19 protein-coding genes are annotated in these 19,895 nt (G+C 30.7%); 15 read left to right on the plus strand and 4 right to left on the minus strand.

Going from position 1 to position 19,895, the window contains the following annotated elements; translation table 11 throughout:
* Positions 1–99 precede the first annotated feature (99 nt).
* From JMO20_RS11385 to JMO20_RS11415, 7 genes are all read left to right on the plus strand, one after another.
* The gene (locus JMO20_RS11385) at positions 100–1,479 is read left to right on the plus strand and encodes a YjiH family protein (RefSeq protein ID WP_202709797.1); all 1,380 of its coding nucleotides are present in this window, start codon (positions 100–102) and stop codon (positions 1,477–1,479) included.
* 13 nt (positions 1,480–1,492) lie between these two features.
* Positions 1,493–2,647: a pyridoxal phosphate-dependent aminotransferase gene (locus JMO20_RS11390; protein WP_202709798.1), complete on the plus strand. Its 1,155-nt coding sequence runs from the start codon at positions 1,493–1,495 to the stop codon at positions 2,645–2,647.
* A gap of 229 nt (positions 2,648–2,876) precedes the next feature.
* The gene (locus JMO20_RS11395; RefSeq protein WP_202709799.1) at positions 2,877–4,424 is read left to right on the plus strand and encodes a histidine kinase N-terminal 7TM domain-containing diguanylate cyclase; all 1,548 of its coding nucleotides are present in this window, start codon (positions 2,877–2,879) and stop codon (positions 4,422–4,424) included.
* Positions 4,425–4,609: 185 nt separating this feature from the next.
* Positions 4,610–5,326, plus strand: a complete 717-nt coding sequence (locus JMO20_RS11400; RefSeq protein WP_202709800.1) for a hypothetical protein — start codon at positions 4,610–4,612, stop codon at positions 5,324–5,326.
* A gap of 220 nt (positions 5,327–5,546) precedes the next feature.
* The gene (locus tag JMO20_RS11405) at positions 5,547–7,220 is read left to right on the plus strand and encodes a methyl-accepting chemotaxis protein (protein ID WP_202709801.1); all 1,674 of its coding nucleotides are present in this window, start codon (positions 5,547–5,549) and stop codon (positions 7,218–7,220) included.
* A 52-nt stretch (positions 7,221–7,272) separates the two neighbouring features.
* Positions 7,273–8,091: a helix-turn-helix domain-containing protein gene (locus JMO20_RS11410; RefSeq protein WP_202709802.1), complete on the plus strand. Its 819-nt coding sequence runs from the start codon at positions 7,273–7,275 to the stop codon at positions 8,089–8,091.
* A 90-nt stretch (positions 8,092–8,181) separates the two neighbouring features.
* On the plus strand, positions 8,182–8,553 hold the full coding sequence (locus JMO20_RS11415) for a VOC family protein (protein WP_202709803.1): 372 nt from the start codon (positions 8,182–8,184) through the stop codon (positions 8,551–8,553).
* 92 nt (positions 8,554–8,645) lie between these two features.
* Here JMO20_RS11415 and JMO20_RS11420 read toward each other — a convergent pair whose 3' ends face one another.
* Together JMO20_RS11420 and JMO20_RS11425 are read right to left on the minus strand one after the other, a co-directional pair.
* Entirely contained in the window at positions 8,646–9,449 is an 804-nt protein-coding gene (locus JMO20_RS11420) for an ABC transporter permease subunit (RefSeq protein ID WP_202709804.1), read from the minus strand.
* Position 9,450: 1 nt separating this feature from the next.
* Entirely contained in the window at positions 9,451–10,335 is an 885-nt protein-coding gene (locus JMO20_RS11425; protein WP_202709805.1) for an ABC transporter ATP-binding protein, read from the minus strand.
* 148 nt (positions 10,336–10,483) lie between these two features.
* On the opposite strand from JMO20_RS11425, the gene JMO20_RS11430 reads away from it, so the two are divergent.
* From JMO20_RS11430 to JMO20_RS11455, 6 genes are all read left to right on the plus strand, one after another.
* A complete protein-coding gene (locus JMO20_RS11430; protein ID WP_202709806.1) occupies positions 10,484–11,062 on the plus strand; it encodes a TetR/AcrR family transcriptional regulator in 579 nt (192 codons plus the stop codon).
* A gap of 353 nt (positions 11,063–11,415) precedes the next feature.
* The gene (locus JMO20_RS11435; RefSeq protein WP_202709807.1) at positions 11,416–12,879 is read left to right on the plus strand and encodes an amino acid permease; all 1,464 of its coding nucleotides are present in this window, start codon (positions 11,416–11,418) and stop codon (positions 12,877–12,879) included.
* Positions 12,880–13,298: 419 nt separating this feature from the next.
* Complete coding sequence (locus JMO20_RS11440) at positions 13,299–14,600, plus strand: double-cubane-cluster-containing anaerobic reductase (RefSeq protein ID WP_202709808.1); 1,302 nt, start codon at positions 13,299–13,301, stop codon at positions 14,598–14,600.
* A gap of 9 nt (positions 14,601–14,609) precedes the next feature.
* Complete coding sequence (locus tag JMO20_RS11445) at positions 14,610–14,873, plus strand: putative Se/S carrier protein (RefSeq protein ID WP_202709809.1); 264 nt, start codon at positions 14,610–14,612, stop codon at positions 14,871–14,873.
* Between the two features lie 20 nt (positions 14,874–14,893).
* Positions 14,894–15,661 (plus strand): acyl-CoA dehydratase activase, encoded by a 768-nt coding sequence (locus JMO20_RS11450; protein ID WP_202709810.1) that lies wholly within the window; start codon positions 14,894–14,896, stop codon positions 15,659–15,661.
* A gap of 183 nt (positions 15,662–15,844) precedes the next feature.
* A complete protein-coding gene (locus JMO20_RS11455) occupies positions 15,845–16,876 on the plus strand; it encodes a hypothetical protein (RefSeq protein WP_202709811.1) in 1,032 nt (343 codons plus the stop codon).
* A gap of 103 nt (positions 16,877–16,979) precedes the next feature.
* On the opposite strand, the gene JMO20_RS11460 is transcribed toward JMO20_RS11455, so the two are convergent.
* Entirely contained in the window at positions 16,980–17,654 is a 675-nt protein-coding gene (locus JMO20_RS11460; RefSeq protein ID WP_202709812.1) for a uracil-DNA glycosylase, read from the minus strand.
* A 154-nt stretch (positions 17,655–17,808) separates the two neighbouring features.
* Here JMO20_RS11460 and JMO20_RS11465 point away from each other — a divergent pair, with 154 nt between their 5' ends.
* Positions 17,809–18,291, plus strand: coding sequence for a helix-turn-helix domain-containing protein (locus JMO20_RS11465; protein ID WP_202709813.1), 483 nt, complete (start codon positions 17,809–17,811; stop codon positions 18,289–18,291).
* Positions 18,292–18,383: 92 nt separating this feature from the next.
* Positions 18,384–19,037: a (Fe-S)-binding protein gene (locus JMO20_RS11470; protein ID WP_202709814.1), complete on the plus strand. Its 654-nt coding sequence runs from the start codon at positions 18,384–18,386 to the stop codon at positions 19,035–19,037.
* Positions 19,038–19,109: 72 nt separating this feature from the next.
* Here the strand turns inward: JMO20_RS11470 and JMO20_RS11475 are convergent, their stop codons facing one another.
* Entirely contained in the window at positions 19,110–19,892 is a 783-nt protein-coding gene (locus JMO20_RS11475; protein ID WP_202709815.1) for an ABC transporter permease, read from the minus strand.
* Positions 19,893–19,895: the final 3 nt, after the last annotated feature.

Raw genomic sequence — 19,895 nt, forward strand, 5'->3', positions numbered from 1 at the left:
TGAAATAGCGTTTCATAAACACTTGTAAAAATTTGTATTCTATTATATTATATACATAAGAATGAAACAGAGTTTCAAAAATATAAAGGGGGAAAGTTTATGAATGTGAAAGGTAGCACCAAAAAAAGAAATTTTTCTACGGGGGAAATTTTAAAGTTTATTGTACCATCTTTTATTGGACTATTACTTTTCGTAATTCCATTGCCATGGGGTGGTGAGTCATTAACTATCGGTGTGGGATATATGGCATCTAAGTTCAGCGATTCATTTGGTGAAATGTTACCAGCATTTATGGTATATGTTGTAATTGTAAGTGCATTAATTACGTTAATTTCTACAATTATTAAACCAAAATTTATTTCTGAAAGGAAGTTTTTAAAAGAGCTCCTTATAGTCAGTCCACTGACTCTTGCTATTAGGTTAATATCAGCAGTATTAGCTTATTCAGTTTTGTATTCTCTGACTTCATTAGGACTAGACAAGGTATCTAACCCTAATACTGGTGGAGTTGTCGTTAATGATTTATTTCCTGTATTAGCTACATGGTTCTTTTTCTCAGGATTCTTTTTGCCACTATTAATGGAATTTGGATCAATGGATTACTTAGGAACATTAATTAGAAAGTTTATGAGACCTTTATTTAAGGTACCAGGACGTTCAGCAATAGACGCTATTGCATCTTGGATTGGTTCCGGACCAGTAGGTGTTGTTATCACAGACAAACAATATAAAGAAGGATACTATACGTCAAAGGAAGCCTCAATCATTTCTGTATGCTTTTCATTAGTTTCATTACCTTTTGCGGTCTTTATAGCCAGTTTTTTAGAGCTATCGGTAAGCTTTATAGCATTTTATGGAGCTATAAGTATTGCATCATTTATTGCAGCATTAGTTTTACCACGAATTTACCCTTTGAATAAGAAAAATAGTGAATATTTTAAAGGTGTAGATGTTAAAATCAACGAGGAAGTGCCACCGGGAAGAGGTATTCATGAGTGGGCTGTTGAACGAGGAATTATTAGAGCAGAACAAGCTCCAAGTTTTTTAGGATTGATTACTTCTGGATTAAAAACGGTTGTCGACGTGTATTTCAGTTTGATGCCAATAGTTATGCTGTTAGGGACTTTCGCATTAGTTATTGCAGAGTATACATCACTATTTAGTTTAATTTCTAAACCATTAGTCCCACTATTTAATTTAATGAGAGTACCTGATGCATCGGTAGCTGCTTCTGCTACATTAGTTGGATTTGCAGATATGTTCTTACCATCAATATTTGTTAAAGGCTGTGAATTTGAGATTACAAGATTTATTATTGGAGCACTTTCTTTTACCCAATTAATTTATTTAACAGAAACTGGTGCTATTATATTGCGTTCCAAGATTCCAGTTAATTTTAAAGACCTATTAATTGTTTTTTTGGAAAGGACTTTAGTCACTTTACCAATCATAGTTATTATTGCACATTTAGTTTATTAGTGAGGGAGTTATTATGAGACATAAATTTATTTCAAAAAGATATTGGAAAGATAAATCGACACCTATGGGTGCAGTAGATGAATTAGCAAAAAAATATGAAAATGTTATTGACTTAAGTTTAGGTGATCCAGATCAAAATACCGATGAAGGCATAATAAGATTTGCTTTTCAAGAAGCAATAAAAGGACACACAAAATATACTGATTTTAGAGGAGATCCTGAGCTTAGAGATGAAATAAAAAAATTCTATAAAGAAGATCACAAAGTTGATATACTAGATGAAGAAATTATGGTTTCCACAAGTGCATGCTTAGGTATGTATTTAGTTCTTGAATCAATACTAGACATTGGTGATGAGGTTATAATACATGCTCCATACTTTACGCCCTATTACCAGCAAATAGAATTAGCCAATGGTGTTCCAGTAGAACTAGAAACCTTAGAAGAAGAAGAGTTTCAAATTAATATAGAAAAGTTAGAGCAAACTATCAATGAGAGAACAAGGGCAATTATAATAAACTCGCCTAATAATCCAACTGGAGCGGTATTTAGTCTCGATACACTAAATAAAATTGCAGACATAGCAATTAAATATGATTTGCTGATTATAGCAGATGAAATATATGGAGCATATACATTTAAAGATGACTTTATATCTATGATAAGTATGCATAAAATAAGGGATAGATTAATTATTTTAAATAGTTTTTCAAAGGATTATGTGATGACTGGATGGCGTATTGGAAATATAATTGCTCCCAAAGAAATAATTTCTACATGTCAATTAGTTAATGAGAATGTTGTATTTACAGCACCTTCAGTTTCACAAAGGGCTGCAATTTACGCACTTCGAAATAGAAAATCTATACAGCCTCCATTAATTAAACTATATAAAGAAAGGGTGTTGTATTCCTATAAACGAATAAATAATATATCATGGATGAGTGTACCAGAGCCTAAAGGAACTTTTTATTTATATATAAATATTAAAAAAACTGGATTGTCTTCAGAGGAGATAAGTAAAATTATATTAGATAAAGCTAAAGTACTTACAATACCAGGGAATTCATTTGGTACCTGTGGTGAAGGATATATAAGGATTGCTTGTACTGTAGGTATAAGTGAATTAGAAAAGGCCTTTGATAGAATTGCAAAGATAAAACTTTAGTTTGTAAGTAAAACATGGATAGTATAACATATAAAGACTAAGAGGATGGAAATTTCCATCCTCTTAGTCTTTATATGTTTAACTTCATTAGTTCTTGCTTATCCTAAATATGTAATACCTATTTATCTTTATGATATAATAAAAATGAATTTAAAATGTTAAAAATAGTTGATTTAGTGTTATATTGTCAATAAAAAGACGTAAAAAATGTTTAGGATAGAGGGTATATATGGAATACAATTATGTGTATAGTATTATTTGTTTAGCTTCGTCCATACTTGTCCTTTCTCTTAGTTTATTAGGGAGAGTTCATTACAAATCTACATCTTATTCAAAGCCTTTTAGCTATTTAATGCTCTTCTCTGGAATTTATACTTTTGGATATGGTTTTGAAATTATAAAGGGAGATCCAAGTTGGATATTTTTTTGGTTACGAGTTGAATATGTAGGTATATCATTTATAGCGGCCTGTTGGTTGTGGCTTTCTATGGATTTTACAAAAAAAGATAAATATTTAAAGCTTCCTTTTTTTGTTTTAATATTTGGAGTATCTATGTTTTTTCTTATATCAGTATTGACAAATAGTTTGCATCATTTGTTTTATTCTTATATCAAAATAATTGACAGTGGGTATTTCAAATTAGCTGACTTAGGTAAGGGACCTCTGTATATAGCCCATTCTGTGTGGTTATTTATATGTTTTATTATAAGTTCAATAATGTATATTTTATATTATCTTAGATCAACTACAATATTAAAAAAACAAGCGGCTATAATGGTTATTATATCAATCGAGATTATTATTAGCTCAGTATTTGACTTATCAGGATTTGCGCCTTGGGGAGTTAGTGTTGATATAGGGCCAATGATCATTACAGCTAATGGATGTATTTGTGCTTACATTATATTTAAAGCTGGAATTCTTAATATTTCGCCAATTGCAAGGGAGAAAGTATTTGAAAGTATGAGAGAGGGAGTAATTGTAACAGATTTAAATGGTGTGATTGCTGATTTTAATCCTGCTGCTCAATATTTCTTACCAAAATTATCTAAGAAATGGATTGGAGAAAGACTGCTAAATATTGTACCACAATTCGAAAAGTATACTGATGATTATGGACCCTTAGAGATAGAACCATTTGTTTTAGAAGACAAGAATGAAATCGAGTACTATGAGATAAGACAAGTTCCCGTTATGGTTAATACAGATAAGAGAATAGGAACAGCATGGTATATGAAGCAGATAACAGGACAATATAAGTTAGTGGAAAGATTAAAAGAATATGCTGAAATAGATGAATTGACAGGAATTTTTAATAGAAGAAAATGGACTGAAATGGCCGAAAATGAGATGAAAAGGGCAAATAGATATAAGAAAACATTTTCAATAATGCTGATAGATATAGACTATTTTAAAAGAGTTAATGATACAATGGGTCATGAAATAGGAGATAAAGTTTTGGCTAATATCACCAATACTATCTCAAATGTACTTAGATCATCTGATATATTTGGCAGGTTAGGAGGAGAAGAGTTTGCAATAATATTTCCTGAAACAAATAAGGAAGAAGTGTCTAAGATATCTGAACGTTTATTAGAAGAAATATCTAATAATATAATGGTCTTTGAGGCTAAGAAATTTACTGTTACAATTAGTGCTGGAGTTTCAGTATGTGAAAATGGCTCAAATATATCTTTGGAAGAACTGTTGAGGAAGGCTGACGAGGGATTATATAAAGCGAAAAACAATGGTAGAAATAGAGTATGTTTTACTTAGATGTATTTCTAAAATTTTATTAAAATTTAGATAATATTTAGAATAGTTCATAAAAGGGTATAGAATAAATACAGGATTTGTTATAAAATGTTTAGAAAGATAATAACTTACTATACTAATATAAGAAGTAGAATCTACTATTACATATACAATATTATACTTATTATTACAAAGGAGAATATTAGATGAATAGAGTCGATGAGTTTATTCAGACATATAATGACTTGGATAGAGAGATGAAAAAATCACTAAAATTAGATAATCATATATCTCATATGAAAACTTTAGATATTCTTTCTAAAAGAAGTGATTTAATATCTAGAAACATAGATGTTTTGAAACAATATGCCAGATTAAGAAATTGTATAGTACACAATACAGTTTCGGGAGTAGAAGAACCAATAGCTGTTCCTTTGCAAGAGGTTGTTGAGAGGTATAAAAGCATTTTAAATAGATTCAGAAACCCTTTAACTGTATATGATATATGTACACATAGGTCAAAAATGCTAGTGGCATCTCCAAATAGCTTAGCAATAGATGTAATGAAATCAATGGGCAAATTACTTATTTCAAGAGTTCCAATTATAGAAAATGAAAATGTCATTGGGGTATTTAATGGTAATGTATTAATAAATTATTTAGCAAATACAGAAAAATGTCTAGTTTCTAATAAGACTCTTATGAAAGAGTTGGGTGAATTTACAAACTTAGAGCATAATAGAAAAGAGCAATTTGCTTTCATAGAAAAGAGTCTAAACATATATGATGCACAGAAGTATTTTAAGGAAAAGAATAAGAATGATCATAAGCTAGTAACATTGTTTATAACTTCCAATGGTTCTAGGCACGGTAGACTTCTAGGGTTGCTAACAGAATGGGATTTGTATAACAAGATAGATTAATTAAATAAGGATATTAGTAGTAAATGGCTATTGTTAAAGACAGTTTCAATAATAGCTAATTTTTTTGAGTAAAATGAGTTTAAGAGGATGGCATTCTAAAAAAAGACACCGCTTTTTAACACAAAACTACTGATTGACTTAAAAATAATTATCAGCTATAATTTTGATAATGATAACTATTATCGACATACACATAGATACTAATAGGGAGGGGAAGCATTTGAAAAGACTGAATATTCATAGTATAAGATTTAAAATCATTTTTTTAATGATGATAAGCTCATTAATTTCTATTTTACTAGTAGGAGGATTTAATGTATATCAAAGTAAAAGCATAATAGAGGATTATTCTAGAGAAAACCTTGAGTTACTGGTAAAATCCTATGCTAATAAAATAGATGGGTTAAGCGGAGCTTCATCACAAGAAAGTATTAATGAGCAGATAGCACAAGAGAGAATATATGGCTCAGGATATCTTAGTCTAATAGACGATAAATACAATATTATGGTACACCCTGATTTCACTGAGAAGAGCAATTTAAGGGAGTATTATAATGATGAAGAATTTGATATATTGTTTAATAATATACAAGACAGGCAAAGTGATACCATAGAATATACATACAAAGGTTCTAAAATGATAACTAGCTATTACATACTTGATAGTGGATATATATTAATGGGAAATGTATTGGAAAAAGAAATATTTCAAGAATTAAATAATAATACAGAATCAGGAATAATTGTAATTATTATTGGACTAACTCTTTCATTAATTTTAGCAATTATTTTTGGTCATCGATTGTACAAGCCTTTACAATTATTGACCAATTATCTTGATATGACATCTCGATTTGATTTAACTAATAAAACTGATAAAAGAACAGAGAAATTATTAAAGAGAAAAGATGAGGTAGGCATTATGATTAGAGCCCTATCAAATATGAGGCAAAAGCTAGCAGGAATAGCTAAAGATATTAAGTTAGATTCTAGTAACCTCAATAACTATGCAGGAAAAGTAAATGACATAATGAATGAGACTACCTTGGGAATAGAGAATATAGTTGAAGTATCTAGTGATCTAGCTAATGGAGCTTCAGAGTTAGCTAGTATAACTGAAAAAGGGGTTAAACATCTAGATGACTTGGGAGAAAATGTGGATACAGCAGTAACTAATTCTAATGAAATTAATGTTCATGTTGACAAAATAACTAATAGTAGCAAACAAGGCTTAAAGGATGTAAATATACTACATAAATCTGTTAAAAATACATTGATGAGCTCAGAAAAGGTTATAGATAAAGTGGCTTTACTTGAAGAAAAATCAGATGGTATTAGAGAAATCATAAGTACTATATCTAGTATTGCAGAACAAACAAATCTATTAGCGCTAAATGCGAGCATTGAAGCAGCTAGGGCCGGGGAAGATGGAAAAGGGTTTGCTGTAGTTGCAGATGAGATAAGAAAGCTAGCAGAAGATGTTTCACTTAATGCAAGTGAGATAAATAATACAGTGCAGGAGATTAATAGAGAAATAAAAGAAACAAAAGAATCAGTAAAAGATGCTAATGTCATGGCAAATGAAACGAAGAAAGCAACGGCAAATACAGAGAGTCAATTTAAAAATATCGAAAGTATCATAGTAGATATAGTTGTTAAAATTAAAGGATTATCAAAGAATATTGAAGATATTCATAAGAATAAAAATGTAGTATTATCATCTATGGAAGAAGTGTCAGCTATATCACAAGAATCAGCAGCATCAACACAAGAAGTTTCTGCAGCACTTACACAACAGTTCAGTCACATCGAACAAATTAACAACTCAACTAATGAACTAAATGAATTAACTGAAGGGTTGAGAAAGTTGATTGGTACATTTAAATTAGAATAAATTAAAAATGATTGACTAATTAGAGATTTTTAGATAAAGGACTGATATAGCCATGGAGAAATGGACCTTTGATAATTTCAGACCAACTCAAGGAGAAAAATTGTGGACAGAGAGAAAGAAGATGAACACATTTTATCGTGAATACATACCGTGTGAAGAGTTACAAGAATACGTAGTATGTTATTGGGTATCTAAGACTATAAATATATCTGGTGAATCAATTTCAAGTAGAGTTATTCCTGATGGTTGTATGGATATGGTTTTTAATATGAAAGAAATTAGAGAAGGGAAATCTGGAGTAATCTCTGGAATAATGACTAGGGCTAGTGAAGAAGAGAATAAAGAGATTAATGAATTTATTGGAGTGAGGTTTTGGCCAGGAGGTATAATTCCTTTTATTAAAAGCTCAGCCGGTGATTTCACTAATCAATTAGTTTCTTTAGATAATATTTTAGGTATAATGTCTTTAGAATTAAATGAAAAGCTTCACCTTGCATCATCAGTCATAGAAAGACTTACAATTGTTGAGCAAGAGCTAAAGGAAATACTACTGAAAGCTAAAACAAGGGATGTAATAATAATTAAGGCCATAAACTCTATTTATAAAAAAAGGGGAGTTCAATCAGTAAAGGAATTATCAAAAGAATTAAATATAAGTCAAAGGCAGCTATCTAGAAAATTTAATGACTGGATAGGGATAAGTCCTAAAAAATTTCTTAATATAATAAAGTTTCAGCATGTTGTTTTGACATTTAATAATAATGAAGATGTTGATATACAAAGGCTAATATTAGAAGCTGGATATTATGATCAAGCTCATTTTATAAAAGAGTTTAAAGCTTTCTATGGAAAAACACCTGGCCGGTTATAAAATGAAAATGTCTACTTTTTACAATACAAAATTCATCCTTATTGATAAAATGAAATTGATAAATAAAGATATAATTAAGGAGGATGAAGAATGAAATTAACCCATAGCTGTATTATAACTGAAGATGTTAAAAAGCTAAGTGAGTTTTATGAGAACGTATTGCAAATTGAAGCTCAACTTTATGGGGAAGATTATGCAGAGTTTGAAGTAGGAAATGCTAAACTAGCGATTTTTGATTTAAAGTCACATGAGAGTTCGGCCCCGAATTCAGCTAAACCTGCTTTAAACAAAAGTATGATACTTGAGTTCCATGTTGAGGACGTAGATATTGAGTATGCAAGACTAAATAAGATGGAGATAAATTGGGTGAAATCTCCGACTACTCAATCGTGGGGAAATAAGTCTATGTATTTTCGAGATTTAGATGGAAATATGATTAGTTTTTATTCTGATGCAGAATAAAATAGAAAAGTTATAATAAGGGAGTCTGTTTGTTTGAAAGATAGCTATCTCAGAGCATATTGCTTTGAGATAGCTATTTTAAAATTGAGAACCTATAGAGGCAAATTTCTTCTATTAAAAATAAAAGCTGAAAGTCCGTAAATTAAAATACCACCAATAATAAAAATTATAGATAAGGGAAAAATATTAGAGGTATTATTAATGATTTTAGCTGGAATAAAAGCACCAAAAATATTGAGTTTATTTAGCCAAGACAGGCTATCGCTTAAATTTCCAATAGTGTTCATTGCGTAAAATAATAGAGTTAATCCTACGCTTATAGATATTGAATACTTCTCATCATTAAATATACACGAGAATAAAAATGAATATGATCCTATAACAAAGAATAATATCAGACCCATTATATTAACTTTAATGAAAGAAGGGATATCTAAGGCAGAATTTCCAAATAGTATAATTGAGAATAGAATTGAAAAGACGGTTAAAAGAAAAGCCATAATAATTTGACCCAATATTAAAATACTTGCATTAGTTAAAGCTACTTTAGTTCTAGAGACTGGAGTAGATAAGTAACAAGCCATAGAACCTCTAGTAACATTTTTTGCTATTAAACTATTAGCTGTGATTAAAGAAAATATAATCATGAAAATCATATATGGCATTGAGTACATAGTGGTTCCTAAAAAAGAAGTTAAGCCTGGTTCTACTATGGTGAAACCAAAAGCTTTAATAAAATTGTCAGGCATCATTTCCATAAATACTTTACTCGATTCTGCATTACTTGGATCGAACATACTGATTATTATAATAGAATACATTACCAATGCAGCTGAACAAACAAGCATAAATTTATATTTTGATTTTAACGTGGATAAAAATAAAGCTCCGTTCATATTATTCTACCTCCTCTTTATATAAACTTATAAAAGCATCTTCAAGACCTTTTTTTTCAACATCAAGATTAACTATGTCACATTGAGATAATATATTTAAAAACTTCTTATAATTATTGCTTACTTTTATATATATAGTGAGATTAGTAATAGAATTAATATTTAGCTCGGAGTTTTGTAGTATTTGAATGTCTTTTGGTGACTTTACAGTGACTTTATATATCTTTGTTTGCATTGATTCCAGGTTATCAGTTGTATCTGTTGTTACAAGACGGCCATCTTTTATAACAGAAATACGGTCACAAGTACGTCTCACCTCATCAAATATATGTGAGGAAAGTAGAATCGTTTTACTTCTTTTTTTCTCTTCAAGAATAAGATTAATGAGTTCATTCTGCATTAGTGGGTCAAGGCCAGATGACGGTTCATCTAGTATAAGTATTTCAGGATCATGCATAAAAGCAGTAATGAGCCCTATTTTCTGTTTCATTCCCTTAGACATTTTTTTGATTTTTATATTTGGATTTATATTAAAACGTTCAATTAAACTATTGCGCATAGAATGATTTTTTAATCCACGCATATTACTTATTAAATCTAAGAGTTCTATTCCTGACATACCTTCTATAAAATTTATTTCTCCTGGAAGGTATCCTATATACTTTTGAATTTCGGTTCTATCATTCCAGCAATTAAAGTCTTTAATTGATGCATTACCTGAATTAGGCTGCATAAACCCCATAAGATGACGAATAGTAGTGGTTTTTCCAGCACCATTTGGTCCAAGATAACCAAGTACTTCTCCTTTATTGACTTGAAAATCAATGTTAAAAATACCTGTAGTCTCTGAGAAAGATTTTGTTAGATTACTTACAATTATACTCATAAAATCACCCCTTATAAAATTATGAACTTTATAGCTTCTTGAGTTCATAATATAACGAAGGGCTTTGTTTGTCAACACATTTTTGAACTTATATATTGAATTTGTTCAAAAGTTTTGCTACTATAGTAGATAAATGAGGTGATAAAGCATGAATGGATTCGATAGACGAAAGCAGAAAAAAATGAATGATATTTTAACCGCGGCATTTGATTTATTTAAAAAGAATGGAATTGAGGCTGTTAAAATTACAGATGTTGCTGAGAAAGCTAATGTTTCAAAGGTAACTATATATAACTATTTTGGGAGTAAAGAAGAGCTAGCAAGACAAGTAATATTTGACTATATGGATAAAAAAGCAGAAGAATTTAAGACATATATGAGTAGTGACTTATCTTTTAAAGATAAATTTAATTTGATGATAACAGTTAAAATGGGTTCAGTAGATGAATTAACAGATGGTTCGACAGATGGGCTGTTGGATAATGACATGATATTATCTCCACAGGTACAGGAATTTTTGAAGACATATGCAGAAACTAAGATTAAACCAATTTTTATAAATTTCATTGAGCAAGGTAAGCAAGAAGGTGAGATTGATAGCGAAATAAATACTGAAACAATATTGAAATATATACAATCAATTAATAATATTCTACAATATCCTATTTCAGTTCAAGAGAGAATTGATTTAGGAAAGTTGTTTTTTTACGGTTTAAGAGGTAAATAATTAAGGCAAATTATAGAAAGTGATATTACCACAAGACATAATTTTACTAGAAAATCATTAAAGAAAATATTACAATATGAGGGATATTAAATTCAACGAAGAATTAATCCATATAAAGAAAAACGTCAATAGCTTTAAAGTTATTGACGTTTTTAAATGCTAATATCATCATTCTGTTTTTAGATAACAGCTAACTAAAGTGAATAACTTCATGTGAGTCAATTATGAGATTTATATCATGATATTATAAAATTATATATCACTGAGTGAGCTATTAAGGAGCCATTCAATGGATAGTAAATCAATAATAGACGAATACTATTTAAAAAGCTTGTGAATGAGGAGGAATAATGATGGAGAAACATCATAAGGGTCTAACAGCAGTTCAATTAGCTATGATGGCACTGGGAACTGTAGTAGGAGGGTCTTTCTTTCTTGGTTCAGCTGTTGCAATTCGAAGTGCTGGACCATCTGTTATCATTTCATATATTTTTGGAGGCTTTTTAGTCTATTTTATTCTTTTCGCATTATCTGAAATGACAGTCGCAGACCCAGAACCTGGGTCTTTTAGAACTTATGCTGAAAGAGCATTTGGTACAGGATTAGGCTTTGTTGTAGGATGGGTTTATTGGACAGGGATAGTATTAGCAATGTCTAGTGAAGCAATTGCTATATCTGTTTTTCTAAGGTCATGGCTTCCAGGAGTTTCATTACCAATAATGGGCTCGATAATAATCATAATAATTACAGGATTAAATCTATTAGGAGCAGAAAAATTGAGCAAATTAGAAAGTGGTCTTGCTGCAATTAAGCTTTTAGCCATTGTGGGATTTATAGTATTAGGAGTAATGCTGATCTTTGGAATATTTTTTAATGGTCAAAAGATAGGATCTGGAGCCTTGTCTCAAGAAACATGGTTTCCTGGCGGATTTAGTGGAATTGCTGGAAGTATGCTTATTGTTATGTTTACGTATGCTGGATTTGAAATTATTGGGTTAGCTGCATCAGAAACTGATAATCCTCATAATATAGTACCTAAAGCAATATCATATACAGTGATTAGTCTTGTAGGACTCTATGTAGCTGCAATCATAGTGCTTTTACCATTAATACCTACTAGTGTTCTTACAGAGGAAAGAAGTCCTATGGTTTTAGCTTTATCTAGATGGAATTTGGGATGGGCCGGTGGTGCAATGAATGCAGTACTAATAACAGCTATTTTCTCAACTATGTTAGCAGCGATGTTTGGTCTTGGTAGAATGATAAAATCCCTAGCAGATGAAGGACATGGACCAACTTGGCTAAAGGATAATAAGGACATTCCGTATAGAGGAATTCTTTTTTCAGGAGCGGCAATGCTTGTAGGGTTATTTTTTGGGTTCGTTTTACCAAAACAAGTTTATATCTTTTTAGTTAGTTCGGGAGGATTCTCTTTACTTTTCACATACTTAATCATTTTGGTTACCCATAAAAAATTTAGAAAGAAAAGTGGTTGTCTACCTAAGGGAAAATGTCAATTGCCAGGATATCCATATACTTCGTGGATAGCTATACTAAGTTTAATTGGAATCATAGTAAGTATGCCATTAGTTCCAGGGCAAGGATATGGGTTAATAGCAGGTATTATACTAATATTATTATATTTAAGTTTATATTTAGTTCAAAAGCATTTTTTCAAAAGCAAAAATAATAAGGATAAAGCCATAAAAGAGAAAAATTCGTTGAACTCTAAAATGTTTCCTGTACCTAGAACAATAGTAGAAACTTCAGAAGAACTAACTCCTGAAGATTTGAATGATGAAAAAAATAAAAAGTAAAATTAATATTGATATTAGGACAATGAAACGGTAAAAGCTATAAAAAAGGTAAGAAATTAAATTACTAGAATAAGATAAACAAATTACAGACGGTCTTAGACCGTCTTAATCTTTATGCAGAAATAAATTAATGACCAAAGATAATCTTGAATGAATTAGAAACAGATTTAGTAATAATTGAATACATATTTTACAATAATGATGATTTTTTAGATGTAGCATTAGGATAAATTAAATAGAATTTTATAAATTTAGATTATGCAAGTTATCTATCAGCTGTTTTATATATCCTAATTTATAGAAAATATTTATGGACAAAGCAAAAAGTATAATATTTACCTATAATAGCAAGATTAACCACATACTTGTACTATAATTTATTATGAGAATAAAAATAAAAATTTTAAGGGGGCAACAAAATGGCTGATTACAGGGAATTGTGGAAATCACTAGATATGGACTTGGAAAAGCATGATCAATTGTGCGAAGTTTTACCTAAATTTTACGACGAAATTTACTTATCACAAGAAAAGCGACCTGAAGGAATGAATTATTTTAATTTTGTTATTGCAGAAGTTCATGGATTGAGAATCCAAGAATTAGCAGAGCATAGAAAAAATGGTCAAAAAGTGGTTGGAAGTTTCTGCGTATTTGTACCTGATGAAGTAATAAGTGCTGCAGATGCAGTTGGAGTAGGTTTATGTAGTGGGTCTGATTTTTGGATACCTGATGGTGAAAAATATCTTCCAAGAAACTCATGTCCATTAGTAAAAGCAGCTGTTGGAGCAAAGACAAGTGGAACCTGTCCTTATTTTCAATCATGTGATTTATTAGTAGGGGAGACTACATGTGATGGGAAGAAAAAAGCATGGGAGATACTAGGGGAGCATGTACCTATGCATGTTATGGACTTACCTCAAATGAAAAGAGAAAAAGACAAGATTCACTGGATGGATGAAATAAGAATATTTATAGATGAGCTTGAAGAATTAACAGGTAATAAGATTACAGAAGAGAGCTTAGCAAGAGGAATAGAGCTAATAAATAAAAAGCGTGAGGTTTTACAAAGATTATATGATTTAAGGAAAGAAGAAAACCTACCTATAAGTGGTAAGGATGCGTTATTAGTAACTCAGATTGCATTTTATGATAATCCAGAAAGATTTATTGAGAAAACAAATGAGCTATGTGAAGAGTTGGAGAAAAGAGTACAAAATAAAGAAAGTGTATTTGCAGAAGGGACTCCAAGAATTCTTGTTAGTGGGACACCAATGGCAGTTCCTAATTGGAAGTTGCATCATATGATTGAAACTAGTGGAGGCTCTGTAGTTTGTGAAGAAACCTGTACTGGAACTAGATATTTTGAAAATTTAGTTGATAATACGGGAGAAACTATGGAAGAGCAAATAAAGGCTCTATCAGACAGATATCTCAATATTAACTGTGCATGTTTTACACCGAATCCAGGTAGAATAGATGATATACTTAGACTTTATAAAGAATATAAGGCCGATGGAGTAGTTTATTATACATTACCATTCTGTCAAACCTATGCTACAGAATTTAAAAAAGTGAAAGAGGCACTAGATAAAGCAGATATACCAGTGATTATGATAGAATCTGATTATAGTTTACAAGATGCTGGACAACTTAAAACTCGCCTTGAAGCCTTTTTTGAAATGTTAGAACCAAAAAAGGAAATAGCTGCTGCTAATAAATAAGGGGGTTATATGAAGACAAGAAAATATTTGTATATACTTTTTCCTTCATATAATGATGGATTGGCACTTGAGAGTATTTTAAAAACAAAATTTATAAGTTATACAATAGTGCCCACTCCAAGAGATTTAAGTAAGTGCTGTGGTATATCTATGAAAGTAGAAGATAAAGACGTTGAATCTATTAAAGATATAGTTGATGGAAATCCTAATATAAGTATTGAAGGAATATTTGAGTTAAAGAAACCAAGGAAAAGCTTATTTGGTTCTTTATAAATTAAGTAGGAGGAGCATATATGTATTCTATCGGAATAGATGCTGGGTCTGTAGCAACAAAAGGTGTTATTTTTGACGGAGAAAAGATTGAGCATGTAATAATTCCTACCGGCTGGAGTCCTAAGACGGCATCAGAAGAAGTTTTAAAACAGCTATTAGTAAAATCCAATATAAAAAAAGAAGATGTAGAAAGGATAATAGGAACAGGTTATGGAAGGATATCAATGCCATTTGTGGATAAGGCTATTACAGAAATAACATGTCATGCTAAAGGAGCACATTATTTGAATAAAAAGGTAAGAACTATCTTAGATATAGGAGGTCAAGATAGTAAGGTTATAAATATAGATGAAAATGGAAATATAACTGACTTTTTGATGAACGATAAGTGTGCAGCAGGTACAGGGCGCTTCCTTCAGGTTATGGCAAACGTTCTTGGAAAGGATGTAAGTGAGCTTGATGATTTAACTAATAATGCACGTCCTGAGGCAATAACAAGCATGTGTACTGTTTTTGCAGAATCAGAGGTTATTAGTCTTTTAGCGAAAGGTATACCTAAAGAAAACATTGCATCAGGCATTATGCATTCAATCGCTAGCAGAGGGGTTTCTCTGCTAGAAAGAATAAATATACTGGATGACGTAGCCTTTACTGGTGGCGTTGCTAGAAGTGATGTAATAGGAAGGATTATAAATGATAAGATTAGCAAAACCATTTATAAACCTCCAAACTCTCAGATAGTAGGTGCATTGGGAGCAGCAGTAATAGGATATCGAGAATTACTATAACTAAAGTTCTTGAAACATACGAAATAGGATAAAATATATGTTCATATATTTTATCCTATTTCATATGTTAAGATAAAAATCTCTAGTTAAAAAAATAATTTTATTACATTTGTTGCAATTATTGATATTATTTAACAAATAATATACAATTATATATGATAAAAAAATAGGGGGGAAACTAGAATGAAAAAAATATCGATAGTAGTAGCTTTGCTACTTCTGCTAAGTATGCTAGCAGGTTGTGGTGGAAGTAGTGTTACAAATGTAGAAAAGAAAAATGATAGTAATAATGAAATGGCAAGTGATACTACTGGAGAAGAGACACAGAATGAAGGTGAGGAAGAAGCAGGGAAAGATAAAACTGAGGAGCCAAAAGTATATCAAATAGGTGATAAAGTAACAGTAGATGATAAGTATGCACTAACTATATTAGGGGCACATACAACTGAAGAAAGAAATCAATTTTCTGACAAAGAAGTTGCTCAGGTTGTGATTATAGACTATATGTATGAAAATATAGCTGAGGAATCAGAAGATATATACATATCTGATATGGATTTTAAGTTTATAGATGAGTATGGAAATATGTGTGATACATACCCAGTAGGCGGGGTTTATCAGCCCGAAAATACACCAGTTGGGGCAAGAAGTTTAACATCAATGACTATAGGTACCATCGAGGAAAGTGATAAAATAAAACTAAACTATTATGGTAATATGTTTAGCTCAGATCCAACAATTGAATTTGAAGTTAAAATTGGAGAAGCTGTCGAACCTGTACTTGAAGGAGAAGCGCCAAGCTATGAAAATACTTTTAGTATTGGAGATACTATAGAAGTAAAGACTGAAGCTGGAGATTACACACTTAGCATAGATAATATAGAGCTTGTAACAGATAGAAATCAGTTTGCAGAAAAAGATGCGAAGGAAGTATATAAAATAACATATACTTATTCAAATGTTAGTTTAGAAGAAGATTTGTATATTTCTGAAACAGACTTTAGAGTTATAGATGGAAATGGCAACATGGCATTTACTTATCCAGGAAATATCACAAAATATCCTCAAGCGACTATAAAAGGAGCTAAGACTACTGCAGAAATGATTATTGGGACTCATACCGAAGGTGACACTTTAACATTATGTTACTCGGATAATATGTTTTCAAGTGTTTCTGATTTCAAAATAGTTTTAGAAAATATCAAAGGTAACTAAAATATTTTAAATGAAAATCATCCCCAGAAAATTGTCTGGGGATGATTTTTGTGATTTATTTAATTTAATATATAAGTAAAAATGTACAAGTTAATTGCTAGAATTATATATTTTCGATTTGCCAGTCAATAGTCTCTTCACCAATTGACTCAAGAAATTTATTAGTTTTTGAAAAAGGCTTGCTTCCTAGAAAGCCTCTGTGGGCTGATAAGGGACTTGGATGAACGGATTTTATTATATAGTGTCTAGAATTCTTAATCAACTTTTGTTTAGATTGCGCATTTCTTCCCCACAGTATAAAGATAATAGGCTCTTCTCTATCATTTAAGAGGCTAATAACTTTATCAGTAAATTTTTCCCATCCCATATTTCTATGAGAGTTTGCTTGCCCAGCTCTAACTGTTAAAACAGTATTTAAAAGCATGACACCTTGGTCAGACCATTTTTTCAAGTAACCGTTATTTGGGATAAAACAACCTAAATCATTATGTAGTTCTTTATAAATATTCTTAAGTGAAGGTGGCGATGGAACTCCTGGTTTTACAGAAAAGCTTAATCCATGGGCCTGATTTGGGCCATGATATGGATCTTGCCCTAATATAACTACCTTGACATCTCTATAGTCTGTATAGTGTAGAGCATTAAATATATCATACATATCTGGATAGATAGTTCTTGTTTTATATTCTTCTATTAAAAATTTCCTAAGCTTTAAATAATAATCTTTGTTAAATTCATCTTCTAAATAATTATTCCAATCATTTTTCAATATTTTCATATAATCACCCTAATAAATTATATCATAAAGATTAGATATAATCATAGAACTAGACATCTCTTTTGGATAAAAATGGTTGGCGAGAAATAGGAAGAAATTATATAGGTATAAATGTATAATAGAGTTAAGAATATTTAATAAGGAGGCGAAAATTGTGCATAAAGAAGAGAAATGCAAGGCTAAAACACCATTGAAGCAGAATACTCTTTTCTTTGACAGTGCACATGAAGCCTTAAAAGAAGGGTTTAGACCATGTAAACTATGTAGACCTGATATAGATATTTCAAATTTTGATAAAAGAAAGGAACTAATGAGTCATACAAGAGAGATGTTGGATAGATGCTATGATACGAATATAAATATTAATTGTGTAGCAAAAAGTGTAGGATTGAGTAAAAGACACTTAATGAGACTTTTTAAGGCGGATTATGGTATCACCATTAACGAATATATCAATGAGCTGAGAATTGCTAAATCAAAGGATTTGTTAACGAATTCAAATAATGAGATTCTTGATATCGTATATGAAGTAGGATTTAAAAGTATTTCCAATTTCTATAAATGTTTTAAGGAAAAAGTAGGAATATCACCCAAGAAATATCGGGAGAAGATGTCTAGAGACAAAGATTTAATCTAAGATAGACTTTATAGTTTGCTAAAATACCTTGTGATTTAAAAAGAGTTAATGATTTGGATTAAATGAAATTTACCGTGATAGGAGGACTGAAGTTGAAAACTTTATTTGCACCTGGGTGTGCTTTGTTAATTTATAAGCCTGCTCTAGGAGAAAAAGTGTTAAAATTTTTAAAAAACTATATAGGTGATATCGATAAACACATAACTTGTTGTAGACATGATCCTAGTTTAGATGAGGAGACACAGATAATAAACATTTGTCCTGGCTGTGATAAGCGATATAGACAGCTTTACGAAGGAGTGTCTACTATTTCACTTTGGGAAATATTAGCGGAGAGTAAGAACTTCCCATTTCCTGATTATAGGGGTAAAAAAATGACTATACTTGATGCATGTCCTACTCGAAATAAAGATAAAATTCATAGAGCCATAAGAACTTTATTAGAGAAAATGAATATAGTGTTAGTTGAACCAGAAAGGACAAGAACAGAAAGTGTTTGTTGTGGAGATAGCTCTTATGGAGTGTTATCAGTGGAAGAGGTCAAGAAAAAAATGAGAGATCGTGCAGATGAAATGCCCGTGGAAGAAGTAGTTGTTTACTGTGTGTCGTGTTGTAAATCAATGTATATAGGAGGAAAAAAGCCTAGATATCTAGTAGATTTGGTTTTTGATGAAGAGACAATCATAGGGACATATGAGCCTGACGAATGGCATAAAGAAATTGATGAGTTCATAAGTAGTCATTAAAAACAAAAAAGACTTTAGTTTAAAAGAAGAAATTGCATTTTACTACTTTATGCAATTTCTTCTTTTAATTTATTAAGATCCTGTAGATTTATAATGTCTTACTCCAAAGCCCCATAGTAAAATACAAGGAATTATAAAGAGCATTCCTAATAATGGGGTAAACATATATATAAGACTATTACCCTCAACTTTATCTAGAACAAACATCAAGGGAAGATAATTAACTGTCCCAAAAGGAATGACAAAGGTAAAGAACCTTTTGATCCATTTATTATAAATACTTAAGGGATATTGTGATATTTCTCTACCTCCGTCTGTGAAAATATTTATAACCTCTAGGCCCTCAATGGTCCAGAAACATAATGTAGCACCAATCATATAGATTCCTGAAAATATAAAAATGCCACTTGCTAGCATGAATATTAGAGTTAATATTTTATTAAAATTCCAATCTATATTAAGATTAGAAAGAGCGTATACAAAGACTATAACCGCTTGAGATAGACGACCTATCCTTGTAAATTCAAATTTAGACCCTAGAACCTGTAATATTGTTGAACGAGGTCTCACAAGTATTCGATCAAAGTCTCCATTAACAACTAGAGAGGAAAAAGAATCAAAGCCTCTAACAAAGCATTCACTAATGGAAAAACCCATATGTATAATTCCATAGCATAAAGCTACCTCATATAGTGACCATCCTCCGATGGTATTAAACCGTTGGAATAAGAAATACATAGATACAAAAACCAAAAATGGAACAAAAAACTGACCAATGGAAAGTAGAATAAATGATGTTCTATATTCCATTTGACTCCTAAATAAGATAGATACATATTTAAAATATAATTTCATTTA

Origin of the sequence: Sporosalibacterium faouarense (assembly GCF_016765695.1) — a bacterium.
Classification (GTDB): domain Bacteria; phylum Bacillota; class Clostridia; order Tissierellales; family VENL01; genus Sporosalibacterium; species Sporosalibacterium faouarense.